Origin of the sequence: Streptomyces sp. NPDC059906, assembly GCF_042730645.1 — a bacterium.
Lineage (GTDB): Bacteria > Actinomycetota > Actinomycetes > Streptomycetales > Streptomycetaceae > Streptomyces > Streptomyces rubrogriseus.
The window spans coordinates 91029-103807 of sequence record NZ_JBHWKU010000029.1 but is presented as its reverse complement, the minus strand read 5'-3'; the positions used below and the strand labels follow the sequence as shown (position 1 = coordinate 103807).

General features: G+C 73.0%; 10 protein-coding genes. 4 read left to right on the top strand and 6 right to left on the bottom strand.

Annotation, left to right across the window (positions count from 1 at the left end):
- Positions 1 to 458 precede the first annotated feature (458 nt).
- Together ACFV9J_RS32295 and ptsP are read left to right on the top strand one after the other, a co-directional pair.
- Positions 459 to 908 carry a PTS glucose transporter subunit IIA gene (locus tag ACFV9J_RS32295; protein WP_104635706.1) on the top strand — a complete coding sequence of 150 codons (450 nt, stop codon included), beginning with the start codon at positions 459 to 461 and terminating at the stop codon, positions 906 to 908.
- Positions 909 to 994: 86 nt separating this feature from the next.
- Positions 995 to 2665, top strand: coding sequence for a phosphoenolpyruvate--protein phosphotransferase (gene ptsP, locus ACFV9J_RS32290; protein ID WP_385360140.1), 1671 nt, complete (start codon positions 995 to 997; stop codon positions 2663 to 2665).
- Positions 2666 to 2737: 72 nt separating this feature from the next.
- On the opposite strand, the gene ACFV9J_RS32285 is transcribed toward ptsP, so the two are convergent.
- Both ACFV9J_RS32285 and ACFV9J_RS32280 read right to left on the bottom strand, forming a co-directional pair.
- A complete protein-coding gene (locus ACFV9J_RS32285; RefSeq protein WP_385360138.1) occupies positions 2738 to 3640 on the bottom strand; it encodes a hypothetical protein in 903 nt (300 codons plus the stop codon).
- 121 nt (positions 3641 to 3761) lie between these two features.
- Positions 3762 to 5738 carry an acetoacetate--CoA ligase gene (locus ACFV9J_RS32280; RefSeq protein WP_385360136.1) on the bottom strand — a complete coding sequence of 659 codons (1977 nt, stop codon included), beginning with the start codon at positions 5736 to 5738 and terminating at the stop codon, positions 3762 to 3764.
- Positions 5739 to 5951: 213 nt separating this feature from the next.
- On the opposite strand from ACFV9J_RS32280, the gene ACFV9J_RS32275 reads away from it, so the two are divergent.
- Positions 5952 to 8330 (top strand): glycoside hydrolase family 31 protein, encoded by a 2379-nt coding sequence (locus tag ACFV9J_RS32275; protein ID WP_385360134.1) that lies wholly within the window; start codon positions 5952 to 5954, stop codon positions 8328 to 8330.
- On the opposite strand, the gene ACFV9J_RS32270 is transcribed toward ACFV9J_RS32275, so the two are convergent.
- Positions 8321 to 8857, bottom strand: coding sequence for an NUDIX domain-containing protein (locus tag ACFV9J_RS32270; RefSeq protein ID WP_385360131.1), 537 nt, complete (start codon positions 8855 to 8857; stop codon positions 8321 to 8323). The genes ACFV9J_RS32275 and ACFV9J_RS32270 overlap by 10 nt on opposite strands.
- A 47-nt stretch (positions 8858 to 8904) precedes the next feature.
- Positions 8905 to 9729 (bottom strand): M15 family metallopeptidase, encoded by an 825-nt coding sequence (locus tag ACFV9J_RS32265; RefSeq protein WP_385360128.1) that lies wholly within the window; start codon positions 9727 to 9729, stop codon positions 8905 to 8907.
- Between the two features lie 149 nt (positions 9730 to 9878).
- Here ACFV9J_RS32265 and ACFV9J_RS32260 point away from each other — a divergent pair, with 149 nt between their 5' ends.
- On the top strand, positions 9879 to 11504 hold the full coding sequence (locus tag ACFV9J_RS32260) for a GGDEF domain-containing protein (protein WP_385360125.1): 1626 nt from the start codon (positions 9879 to 9881) through the stop codon (positions 11502 to 11504).
- Positions 11505 to 11726: 222 nt separating this feature from the next.
- Here ACFV9J_RS32260 and ACFV9J_RS32255 read toward each other — a convergent pair whose 3' ends face one another.
- Both ACFV9J_RS32255 and ACFV9J_RS32250 read right to left on the bottom strand, forming a co-directional pair.
- Entirely contained in the window at positions 11727 to 12332 is a 606-nt protein-coding gene (locus ACFV9J_RS32255; protein ID WP_109034089.1) for an ATP/GTP-binding protein, read from the bottom strand.
- 49 nt (positions 12333 to 12381) lie between these two features.
- A complete protein-coding gene (locus ACFV9J_RS32250) occupies positions 12382 to 12777 on the bottom strand; it encodes a DUF742 domain-containing protein (protein ID WP_361011105.1) in 396 nt (131 codons plus the stop codon).
- Between the last annotated feature and the right edge of the window lie 2 nt (positions 12778 to 12779).

Below are 12779 nucleotides of genomic sequence, written 5' to 3'. Positions count from 1 at the left end.
GAGATCCGATCAGGTCGGGGTATCAACATATCTGGCGTTGACTTTTGGCACGCTGTTGAGTTCTCAAGGAACGGACGCTTCCTTTGTACTCACCCAAGAGACTCTCTCGGGCTTTCCTCCGGGCGCTTCCCTTCGGTGTTTCCAACACTATCAGGCTTTCCCGATGCTCTTGACCACCGTCCTGCGGGCATGCAGAAGGCGATCCAGCGATAGGATCTGATGAGTTGGATGCTGCCGAGGCGAGGACACCTTGCTACGCATCGCTCAACCCCAGGCAGGAGTAACGACTGTACACGGGGCCGCGGAACGGGTGCAAATCCGTGAGGAGTGTGGTCTAGACCTCTAATCGGAACACTCATGCGGAACCGGTACTTCCTATGACATACCCTGCTGCTCAGTGTGCCGTCCGGGACAAGGCAGTGACGGCCCGTACAGATCCCCGCCCTGGGAGGCTTCCCATGACCACCGTCTCGTCCCCGCTCGCAGGACGCGCCATCGGACTGGCCGCCGTGCCCGATCCCGTCTTCTCCGGGGCCATGGTCGGCCCGGGCACCGCCATCGACCCCGTGCGGGAGCCCTCCGAGGCGGTCGCTCCGGTCGACGGCGTCATCGTTTCCCTGCACCCCCACGCCTTCGTCGTCGTCGACGAGAGCGGGCACGGCGTGCTGACCCATCTCGGCATCGACACCGTGCAGCTCAACGGCGAGGGCTTCGAGCTGCTCGTGAACAAGGGCGACACCGTCGTACGGGGTCAGGGCGTGGTGCGCTGGGACCCGGCCGCGGTCGAGGCCGCGGGCAAGTCGCCGGTCTGCCCGATCGTGGCCCTGGAGGCCACCGCCGAGGCGCTCACGGACCTCCGTGAGGACGGCGACGTGAAGGCCGGCGAGAGTCTCTTCCTCTGGAAGTGACGTCCGTGCCGTCGCACGGCGGCATCGACTGCTGGTAGGACAACCACCGCGGCGGCGGGACCCGCCGCACTATCGGGACGGGTGAGATGGAGACAACGCTGCGAGGCGTCGGCGTGAGCCACGGTGTGGCGATCGGCGAGGTTCGGCACATGGGGACGGCGGTTCTGGAACCGCCGGCGAAGCAGATTCCGGCCGAGGACGCGGAGCGTGAGCAGGGGCGCGCCCGCAAGGCGGTGGAGGCTGTGGCGGCCGATCTGATGGCGCGCGGCAACCTGGCCGGGGGCGAGGCGCAGGCCGTGCTCGAGGCGCAGGCCATGATGGCCCAGGACCCGGAGCTGCTGGCGGACGTCGAGCGGCGGATCACCGTCGGAAGCACGGCCGAGCGTGCCGTGTACGACGCCTTCGCCGCCTACCGGGCCCTGCTGGCCGGTGCCGGTGAGTACCTGGCCGGGCGCGTGGCGGACCTCGACGACGTGCGGAATCGTATCGTCGCCCGTCTGCTCGGGGTCCCGATGCCGGGTGTTCCGGACAGCGACGAGCCGTACGTCCTCATCGCGCGGGATCTGGCGCCTGCCGACACCGCGCTGCTCGACCCGACGCTCGTCCTGGGCTTTGTCACCGAGGAGGGCGGGCCGACCAGCCACAGCGCGATTCTCGCGCGGGCGCTCGGCGTGCCCGCCGTGGTGGCCCTGCCGGGCGCCGGCGAGATTCCCGAGGGCACCGTCGTGGCGGTGGACGGCAGCACCGGTGAGATCTTCGTGAATCCCGCTGAGGAGAAGAAGGCACGGCTGGCGGCCGAGGCCGCCGAGCGCAAGGCCGCGCTGGCCGCCGCGACGGGTCCGGGGGCGACCTCGGACGGTCACAAGGTGCCGCTGCTGGCGAACATCGGTGGTCCCGCCGACGTGCCTGCGGCGGTCGAGGCCGGCGCCGAGGGTGTCGGCCTGTTCCGGACCGAGTTCCTCTTCCTCGACGACAGCGAGAACGCTCCGTCGGAGGAGAAGCAGATCACCGCCTACCGCCAGGTGCTGGAGGCGTTCCCGGAGGGCCGGGTCGTCGTGCGGGTGCTGGACGCCGGCGCCGACAAGCCGCTGGACTTCCTCACCCCGGGCGACGAGCCGAACCCCGCGCTCGGCGTGCGCGGTCTGCGGACGCTGCTCGACCACCCGGACGTGCTGCGGACGCAGCTGACGGCGCTGGCGAAGGCGGCCGAGGGGCTGCCGGTCTATCTCGAGGTCATGGCACCGATGGTGGCGGACCGGGCGGATGCCAAGGCCTTCGCGGACGCCTGCCGCGAGGCCGGGCTGCGGGCGAAGTTCGGCGCGATGGTGGAGATCCCGTCGGCCGCGCTGCGGGCGCGCTCGGTGCTGCAGGAGGTGGAGTTCCTGTCGCTGGGGACGAACGACCTCGCGCAGTACACCTTCGCCGCCGACCGTCAGGTGGGCGCGGTGTCGCGGCTGCAGGACCCGTGGCAGCCGGCGCTGCTCGACCTGGTCGCGCTGTCGGCCGAGGCGGCGAAGGCCGAGGGCAAGAGCTGCGGTGTCTGCGGCGAGGCCGCTTCGGATCCGCTGCTGGCGTGTGTGCTGACCGGTCTCGGTGTCACCTCCCTGTCCATGGGCGCGGCGTCGCTGCCGTACGTGCGGGCGACGCTGGCGAAGTTCACGCTGGCGCAGTGCGAGCGGGCCGCGGCCGCGGCCCGGGCGGCGGACAGCGCCGAGGAGGCGCGGAACGCCGCGCAGGCGGTGCTGTCCGGCGAGTAGGGCCGGGTGCGGCCTGCCGCTCAGGCTGTGGTGCGGGGCGTTCCACCTTCGGGTGGGGCGCCCCGCCCGCGTTCAGTGGTGGTGTCCCGGTGGGAGTCGGTCGTCTCCGAGGTCGGGCGGTGCGCAGTAGTCGACGTTGGATTCCGGGGAGATGAGGTCGCCGGACTCGACGTCGGTGCAGTAGGCGTCGAAGACCTGGGCGGCGGTGAGGGGTTCGAGGCCGTATCCCCGCAGGCTCCAGCCGTGGATGCGGTCGGGGCCGCCCGGGGCGCTGATCCGCATGACGAGTCCGCCGGGACTGTGGGTCGCCAGGCCGAGGGCGAGGACGCTGGTGAACTCCAGGGCCTCGGCCTCGTCGATGTGCGGGGTGCCGTCGGTCTCCTCGGCGACGAGGAGGACGGAGACGAGGGTCTCCTCCGGGTGGCCCGAGACGCTGCAGACCAGGTGCCGGTTGCCCGGTGGTGCCGTTTCGAGGACGCGGCGCAGGAGGCCGGAGGCCCGGGTGAAGGCGGCACGGCCGAGGTCCTCCCCGCAGGTGGCGCAGTTGCCGAGGCGGGCGAGGAGGGTCGACGTGTATTCCCAGGTGGCCTGGCGGACGGCTTCGTCGACGAGGGCCGGGAGCAGGTCGGTGAGGGGCTGGCCCTCGTAGGGCACGGTGGGGCCGTGGGCGGCGAGTTCGGCGGTGAAGCGGGCGCGGCTGGCGGAGGCGTCGGCGTCGAGGCCCGCCGCCGTGCAGAAGTCCGCGTACTCCTCCGGGTCGAAGAGCGCGACCGTGGTGTGGGTGCCTTGTGCCGCGCGGGCCCTGAGCAGGGATTCCACCTGGCGTAGGTAGGCGGTGTGGTCGTGGAAGGTGAAGCTGCGGTAGCGCCGCATGGTGCGGAAGTCGTGTTCGTCGGTGAGCAGGCCGATGGTGCCCGCGATTTCGCGGCGCAGGACGCGTCGCATGGTGTGGTCGGTCTGGTCGGTGTGCGCCATGTTTCCCCCTGTGCACGGTCGATCAATGCTCACTCACAGTAATCGGCGGCACTGACAACGGGGCCTGGCGGGCGCGGGGAGCCGGCCGCCGCCCGGGGCGGCCGGCTCGTCGGCGTGCTGGTCAGGAGCGTTTGCGGGCGAGGTCCTCGTAGAAGTGGAGCAGGTCGAGGTTGTCGATGGAGCCGGGGTTGACGGCCTTGTCGAGCGGGGTGCCCTGGAGGAGGCGCTTGACCGGGACCTCGATGCGTTTGCCGGTCAGGGTGTGGGGGATGCCGGGCACCTCGATGACCTCGTCGGGGACGTGGCGCGGGGACAGGTTGGCGCGGATGGTCCGCTTGATGCGGTCGAGGAGGGCGTCGTCGAGGGCGGCGCCGGGGGCCAGGTGCACGAACAGGGGCATCCAGTAGCCGCCGTCGGGCTGTTCGATGCCGATCACGAGGGATTCCCTGATCTCGGGGAGCCGCTCGACGGCTTCGTAGATGTCGGCCGAGCCCATGCGGACGCCCTGCCGGTTGAGGGTGGAGTCGGAGCGGCCGTGGATGACGACGGAGCCGCGTGAGGTGAGGGTGATCCAGTCGCCGTGGCGCCAGACGCCGGGGTAGGTGTCGAAGTAGCTGTCGTGGTAGCGGCTGCCGTCGGGGTCGTTCCAGAAGCGGATCGGCATCGAGGGCATGGGGTTGGTGACGACCAGCTCGCCGACCTCGTCGGTGAGGGGGTTGCCGCTCGGGTCCCAGGACTGCAGGTCGGTGCCGAGGCCGGGGGCCTGGAGTTCGCCGATGTGGACCGGGAGGGTGGGGACGGCGCCCGCGAAGCAGGAGCAGACGTCGGTGCCGCCGCTGACGGAGGCGGTCCACAGGTCGGCGCCGCTCGCGGCGAACTCGTCGTGCAGCCAGCGGAAGCCGTCGGGCGGGAGCGGTGAGCCGGTGGTGGCGACGCACTGGATCGCGGAGAGGTCCAGGTCGCGGGCCGGGTGGACGTCGGCCTTGCGGCAGGCCATGACGTAGGCGGCGGAGGTGCCGAAGAGGGTGGCTCCGGTGCGTTCCGCGATGCGCCACTGGGCGTCGGTGGCGGGGAAACCGGGGCTGCCGTCGTAGAGGACGATCGTGGTGCCGGTGAGCAGGCCGGAGACGAGGAAGTTCCACATCATCCAGCCGGTCGAGGTGTACCAGAAGAAGCGGTCCCCGGGGCCGAGGTCGCAGTGCAGGCCGAGCTGTTTGAGGTGCTCGACGAGGATGCCGCCCTGGGACTGGACGATGGCCTTGGGCAGGCCGGTGGTGCCGGAGGAGTAGAGCACCCACAGGGGGTGGTCGAAGGGCACCTGCTCGTACACGGGCTCGGTGTCGGCGGCGGTGAGGGTCTCCCAGTGCAGTGCGCCGTCCGGGGCCTCGGTGCCGAGGAGCGGGATGTGGACCACCGCGCGGAGGGTGGGCAGTTCCCGGCGGAGTTCGGCGACGGTGTCGCGGCGGTCGTGTTCCTTGCCCCCGTAGCGGTAGCCGTCGACGGTGAACAGGACGACGGGTTCGACCTGCTGGAAACGGTCCAGGACGCTGCGGGCGCCGAAGTCGGGCGCGCAGGAGGTCCAGACCCCGCCCACGGCGGCCGTGGCGAGCAGGGCGACCACGGCCTGCGGGATGTTGGGGAGGTATCCGCTGACGCGGTCGCCGGGGCGTACGCCGAGGGTGCGCAGTTCGGTGGCGAGGGAGGCGACCTGGCGGCGCAGCTCTGCCCAGGTGACGGGGGCCGGTTCGTGGGTCTCGTCGACGTACAGGAGGGCGGGTTCGTCCGGGCGGGTGCCTGCCGCGCGCAGGGCGTGTTCGGCGTAGTTCAGGGTGGCGCCGGGGAACCACTGGGCGCCGGGCATGGTCCGGTCGCCGAGTACGCGCGCGTAGGGGGTGGAGAAGCGGACGTCGAACCACTCCGTGACGGCTTTCCAGAAGGTGTCCAGCTCGTCGACGGACCAGCGGTGCAGGGCGGCGTATCCGCCCTCGGCGGGGGCTGCGTGGTGCTCGGCCGCCCAGGCCTGGAACCTGGTGATGCGTGCCTGGGAGATGCGTTGCGCATCTGGCTGCCAGAGCGGCTGTGGGTTCTCGGTCGACATGGGGCGGCTCCCGGACTGTGCGCGTCGTGTGCGTCCTCCGCGCACGGGCTGGGGTGTGCGCGTGACGCGGCTGACAGGGACGATGCCATGTGATCGACTTCCGCACCAGGGCGCGCCCCACATAGTCGGTGACATGAAGATGTGGTCCGGTCACGGGTGAACGGCAGTTGAACGACGCCTCCGGGCGCGGCGGTCGATGGCAGGGTGAGCAGCATGGACGGTCGTGACCTGGTGCGTTCGATGAAGACGGTCGGTTCCGTGGGGGTGGCGCAGGGGTTGCGTACGGTACGGGCGGCGTGGCGCAGACGGCGTGCCGATGCGGCCGGGCTGCCGCCGCGGGGTGCGGAGCGGGCGCGGGTGCCGGGTCCGCTGCGGGAGGTGGAGCCGGGGCCCGGGGGCGGTGTCCTCCGGTTCGGCCGCTCGGAGCTGCGCGTTCTCGTGGCGGTGAACGGAGCGGTGTTCTGGGGGTGGGACGGGGCCGGTCCCGAGCCTTCGTACGCGTTGGCGGGCCGCTGTCCGGAGCCGGATCCGCGGGCGGTGCTGGAGCCGGACAAGGACGGCGGGTGGCGGGTGGTGGCGGAGCGCGCCACGGTGGCCGTGTCCCGGCACGGCGCGGTCGAGGTGCGTACGCCCGGGGGTGTGGTGCTGCGCCGTGAGCTGCCGCCCCGGTGGTGGGAGCCGGTCGGCGGCGGTCCCGCGCGCTGGACGCAGCGGGCGGAGGTGGCGGCCGACGCCCGGTTCTTCGGGCTCGGCGGGCGGTCCGCGGGGCCCCGGCTGCGCGATGGTACGTACCGGCTGTGGAACACCGGTCCCGGCCTGCCCTTCGCGGCCGCCGAGGACGCGTCGTCCGTCACGATGCCGGTGCAGCTGGTGGTGGCGGACGCCGGGATGCACCTGGTCTTCCACGACAGCACGTGGGACGGCACGGTGGCGTTGCGGGAGGGTGAGGAGGGGGCGGGGTCGGGGCACGACCGGCCGGGGCGGAGCGTGCTGCGGATGGACGGCGGTCCGCTGCGGTGCTGGGTGACGGTGGGCACCCCCGCGCGCGTGCTGCTGGCCTGGGCGTCGCTGACCGGGGCGCCCGCGCTGCCGCCGGCGTGGGCCCTCGGTCATCATCACGCGCTGTGGGGTTCCGGCGACGAGCAGGATCTGAGGTGGGTCGTGGCCGGGCACCAGGAGCGGGATCTGCCCCTGGACGCGGTGCATCTGGGCATCGGTCACGGCGCTGCCCGGCAGGTGTTCACCGTCGACGAGGAGCGGTTCCCGAAGCTGCCCGTACTCGCCGAGGAGCTGCGCAGGGAGGGGGTCCGGCTGGTGTCGGCCGTGGAGCCGGCGGTTCGGGCCGCGCCCGGCAACCTCGTGTACGACGGCGGTGGCCGCGGGGACGTGTTCGTGCGGGATGCGGCTGGGACGGTCGTCCGGGGTGTGGGGCGTGCGGGGGACGTGGTCTTCCCGGACTTCACGCACGCGCGTGCGCGCGAGTGGTGGGGCGGGCTCTATGAGGAGCGGCTCGGGCAGGGGTTCACCGGCTTCTGGCACGACCTGGACGAGCCCACCTCGTTCGCCGCTTTCGGGGAGTCGACGCTGCCGCGGTCGGCCCGGCATGCGCTGGAGGGCCGGGGCGGCGACCACAGGGAGGCGCACAACGTCTACGCGTTGTGCATGGCGCGGGCCGGTTACGAGGGGCTGCGGGCGCTGGCGCCCGACGAGCGGCCGTTCGTCCTCTCCCGTTCCGGGTGGGCCGGCCTGCAGCGCTACGGCGGCGCCTGGTCCGGGGCGACGGCCACGGGGTGGCCGGGGTTGCGGGCGTCGCTGGCCCGGGTACTGGGGCTCGGGCTGTGCGGGGTGCCGTTCTCGGGGGCGGAGGTGGGCGGCTTTGAGGGGGATCATTCCGCGGAGCTGTACCTGCGGTGGTTGCAGCTGGCCGCGTACCTGCCGCTGTTCCGCACCCACGCCGGGCCGCGGGCCGGGCACCGGGAGCCGTGGGAGTCCGGGGCCGAGGTGCTGGAGCACGCGCGCGTGGCGCTCGTCGAGCGGCGGCGGCTGCTGCCGTACTTCGTGACGCTGGCGCACCTGGCCCGGCGTACGGGCACGCCCTGTGTGCGTCCCCTGTGGTGGTCGACGCCGGAGGACCGGATGTTGCGGGACTGCGAGGACGCGTTTTTGCTGGGGGACTGTCTGCTGGTGGCTCCGGTGCTCGGTGCGGGGGTGGACCGGCGTGCGGTGCGGTTGCCGCGGGGCCGCTGGTACGACGTGGCGACGGAGCGGGCGTACGAAGGACCGGCGCAGGTGCTGGTCGACGCGCCTTCGGCGCGGATCCCGGTGTTCGCGCGCGCGGGAGCGGTGATTCCGGTGCGGGCAGCGGACGGCGGGCCGGAGCTCGAGGTGTGGGCGCCCGCGCGGGGGCGGACCGGCGGTGGGCTGGTCGTGCCGGACGCGGGCGACGGCTGGGTGGAACCGGAGATCGAACGGTACGTGTCCCGCTGGGAGGGGCGGCGGGTCGTCGTCGAGCGGGAGGGCGAGGACGGTCTGAGCGAGCCGTCCTGCCCGGTCCGCGTCCGAGGGCTCGCGGAGCGCGCGGCTCAGATGTAGCGGCCCTCGAAGAAGGCGCGTACGGCCCTGGTGTGGAGCGGGAAGGCGAGCTCTTGCGACCTGCGCAGGAGGTGCCATCCCTCGGTCTCGTCGGTGGCGGCGGAGGGCGGCAGGCCCTCGGCCGGCCGCTCGGGCAGCATCCCGAAGAGCAGCAGGTGGCCGTCGGGCGAGCTCATGGCGTCGGCGAGCCGTACGTCGCGGCTCGCCGCGTCGATGCCGGTCTCCTCCTTGAGTTCGCGGACGACGGCCTGCCGCCAGTCCTCCCGGTCGTCGACGTAGCCGCCGGGCAGGGCGACGCCCCCGCGCGCGGGGGTCACGGTGCGGGTGATGACGACCAGGGCGGTGCCCTGTGTGTCGTACACGGGCTGGAGGGCCACCGCGACCGGCAGCGGGTTGCGGTAGGCCACGGTGCCGCACCCGGGACAGGTGCGGGGCCAGCCGGAGACGCCCCCTCCGTAGGGCGATCCGCAGCTCGAACAGTGGGAGCCGAGCGCGGAGTTGGGAACGGAGGTTTCAGTTTCGGACACGCGGCGGACTGTATCCGATGCCGGAGGGGACGGCTCCGGCAGGCCGGTCAGCGACGGCCGGAGAGCGACTTCGCGGAGACCGGGAAGTCGAAGTAGGTGTCCGGGTGGGGCTCGGGCTTGTAGGTGAAGTGCCACCATTCCTCGGGGAGGTTCACCAGGCCGACCTCCTCCAGGGTGTCCTTGAGCAGCAGTCGGTTGGCGCGCTGGACGCCCTCGATGCGGGGGTCGAGGGTGTGCGAGCGGGTGTCGAAGCAGTCGTAGCCGGTGCCCATGTCGACGGAGTTGTCGGGGAAGCGCTCGTCCTTCGGGGCGAAGCAGGACACCAGGGGCTGTCCGGGGTGGTACGGGCGGGTGGGTTCGGCCGGGAGCCGTACGAGGGTGAGGTCCACGGTGGAGCCGCGGCTGTGGCCGGACTTCTCGGCGATGTAGCCGTCGGCGAAGAGGCGGGTCTTGTCGACGTCCGGGTAGAACTCGGCCTTCATGTCCTGGTCGTCGAGGTCTTCGGCCCAGCGCACGAAGTGGTCGACGGCGCGCTGGGGCCGGTAGCAGTCGTACACCTTGAGGGAGTAGCCCTGCCGCAGCAGCCGGGTCTGGGCGAGGTGGAGGGCTTCGGCCGCGGGGCGGGTGAGGATGCACAGGGGCTGCCGGTAGCCGTCGACGCGCTCCCCGACGAAGTTGTGCGCGGTGACGTAGCGCATCTCCTCGATGATCGTCGGGTCGACGCCGCGCAGGGCCACGAAGTCCTCGGGGGCCCTCGGCTCGTGCCGTGCCAGCGCGGTGGCGGGGGCGGAGGCGGCGGGGGCGGCGGTGACGGCGAGCAGGGCGGCGAAGGTGGTGGCCAGCCCGCGGAGGGCGGCGGAGAGTCGTGTCATGTCCCCTGCATTTATCAGGCTGCGGCTCCGGGAGGGAAGTGGGCGGCACCGCGACTCGCCGGGCACACGCCGTGTGAGCCCACCGGAATCCTGCGTGAACGTCGCGTGAACCGGGCCCGGTGGGGAGCCTGCCGCGCCATCCTGCTCCCGTGCGCTCCTGGACGGACACTCTCCGCTTCGCCTTCCAACCGGTGGTCAACCTGATGACCGGCGGGGTCGCGGCGCTGGAGATACTCGCCCGGCCGGAGAGCGGCGACGTGCTCGCCGAGGCGCGGCGCGATCCAGAACTCGACGGCCTGCTGGCGGTGTCGGCGCTGCGTGCGGCGGTGCGCCGGGAGACGCTGCTGCCGCTGCACGTCAACGTGTTCGCGGGCACGCTCGCGGACCTCGGTGGTCTCCGGCCCCTGCACGACGCCGTGCGCGAGGCGGGGCGGCTGCCGTGGGAGGTGACGCTGGACGTGTGCCCGCCGTACACGCACGTGCCGCGGCGGGCCCTGCTGGACGCGGTGGACGTGTTGCGGGGGCAGGGGTTCCGGATCTCGGCGGACGGGGTCGGTGACGGGGACGCGCCGTTGCGGCTGCTGGCGGACCTGGCGCCGGAGCTGGTGAAGCTCGACGCGTCGCTGCTGGCGCGGCCGGCGGCCGTGCGGGCGATGCGGGTGCTGTGCGACGAGTCGGGGGCACTGCTGGCCGTCGAGGGCGTGGAGACGGAGGCGCAGTGCGCCGTGGCGCGGTCGGCGGGGGCGCAGTTGGCGCAGGGCGAGCTGTTCGCGCCGCCCGCGCGGCTGCCCGCGGCGGACGTGTACGTTCCGCCCGGCTCCTCCGGCCTCGTGCCGACGCCCCGGCCGGGGCCGCCGGTACGGCAGTTCGTGCGCCCGGCCGCGCTGTTGCCGGCGACGGCCTCGGCGGGGCGGGTGCGGGCGCTGCTGACCGGGTCGCCGGACGTGTCCGGGGTGCTGCTCGTGGACCGGGACGGGATTCCGGTGCGCTCGGTGCACCGCTCGCGCTTCCTGTTGTCGATGTCGGGGCGCTACGGGCACGCCCTGTACGCCGACCGGCCCGCCGTGAAGCTCGGCGACCCGCCGCGGACGGTGGGCGTCGACGCGACGGCGTGGGAGGTGCTGGACGTGGTGGCCGTCGGTGGTCCGGGCCGTACGTCGGACGACGTGGCCGTGGTGGACGCGCGCGGGCGGTGTGTGGGCGTCGTACGGCTCTCGGACCTGGTGCGGGCGCTGGCGGAGAGCCGGGTGGAGGAGGCGGCCGGGCTCAATCCGCTGACGCGGCTGCCCGGTTCGCAGGCGATCACGGACGAGGTGGACCGGCGGATCGCGGCCGGGCGGGCGTTCGCGCTGAGCTGGCTCGACGTGGACCACTTCAAGCAGGTCAACGACGGGGCCGGGTTCGCCGCGGGCGACGAGCTGATCCGGTCGGTCGGGCGGACGCTGCTGCGCACGGCCGCCGGGGAGACCCGGGTGGGGCACATCGGCGGTGACGACTTCCTGGTGCTCAGCGACCCGGAGGGGCTGGATCCGCTGGCCGCCGCCGTACTGGACGTGTCGTGGTCGGCCGGCGGGCGGCCCGTCACGCTGTCCCTGGCGACGGTCCTGTGCGCGCCGGGCAGCGTGCCCGACCACCGGCGGGCGGCGGCCCGCCTGGCGCCGCTGAAGAAGGCCGCGAAGGCGTTGGGCGGGGCGAGTTGGGTGCTGGGCAGGGCGGACGTGCCGGGCCACGAGGTCCGGCGCGGCACGGACCGGACGACGGCACCGGCCGGCTGAGCGGGCGGGCCCGCCGGTTCCGAGGCGGAACCGTGCGGTCCGGCCGGGGCCCCTCCGCGGGTTCCGGTCGGCCTCCAAGACCGCCGTGGAGACGCCGGTGCGCGACCGCGGCCGCCACGACCGACGCGGGGCGGTTGATCGCGGGCGGTGGAGGAGGGGGCGGACGCACGGACGGCGAAGGCGTACGGCGGCGACGTACGGCGGTTCCGGTCGGCGGGGCCCTCAGGTCGGGACGGCCCGGCGGCGGTCCGCCGCCTGGGCCATCGCGTGCTGGACGACGCCGATGAGGACCTCCTTGACGGACTCCCGGTCCCGGGCGTCGCACATCACCAGGGGCACGTCCTCGTCGAGGTCGAGGGCCTGGCGGACGGTCTCGCCGGGGTAGCGCGCCGATCCCTCGAAGCAGTTGACGCCGACCACGAAGGGGATGGAGCGCCGCTCGAAGTAGTCGATGGCGGCGAAGCAGTCCTCCAGGCGCCGGGTGTCGGCCAGCACGACGGCGCCCAGCGCGCCCTCGGACAGCTCGTCCCACATGAACCAGAACCGCTCCTGGCCGGGGGTGCCGAAGAGATACAGCACCAGGTCCTCGCGCAGGGTGATCCGCCCGAAGTCCATGGCCACCGTGGTGGTGTGCTTGCCCTCCACCCCGCTGACGTCGTCGACGGGCCGCCCGGCCTCGGTGAGCAGCTCCTCGGTGCGCAGCGGCCTGATCTCGCTGACCGCGCCGACGAGGGTGGTCTTGCCCACGCCAAACCCGCCGGCCACCAGGATCTTGAGCGTGACGGGCTCGACCGGCGGCTTGCCGCGCTGGGAACGCCCGAAGATCATCGGTCTCTTCTCCTTAACCTGCCGCCGCCCGGCGGGCCCGGGGGCCGGCTCACAGTGCCCTCAACCCGTTGATCACGTCGCGCAGAATGTTCTCGTCCGGCAGTTCGGCCGGAGGCACGGGCCGGTTGACGTGGACGAGTTCGATGTCCACGAGGTCGCCCACCAGGACCCGCACGACCCCGATGGGGAGGTCGAGTCCGGCGGCGAGTTCGGCGACCGACTGCGGGGCCTCGCGGCACAGGCCGACGATGTCCACGTGCTCCGGGGAGAGGGTGACGTCCGCCTCCGGATCGTCCGCGTGCGGTTCCGTGACGACCACCGCGATCAGGTCGAGGCGGTGCTGGGCCGCGCTGCTGGTGCGGCCGCGCGTCATGGCGTACGGACGGACGACGGGGCCGGCCTCGTCGTCGAACCAGTGGTTTCTTCCCTGACCGTCTGCGCTCATGT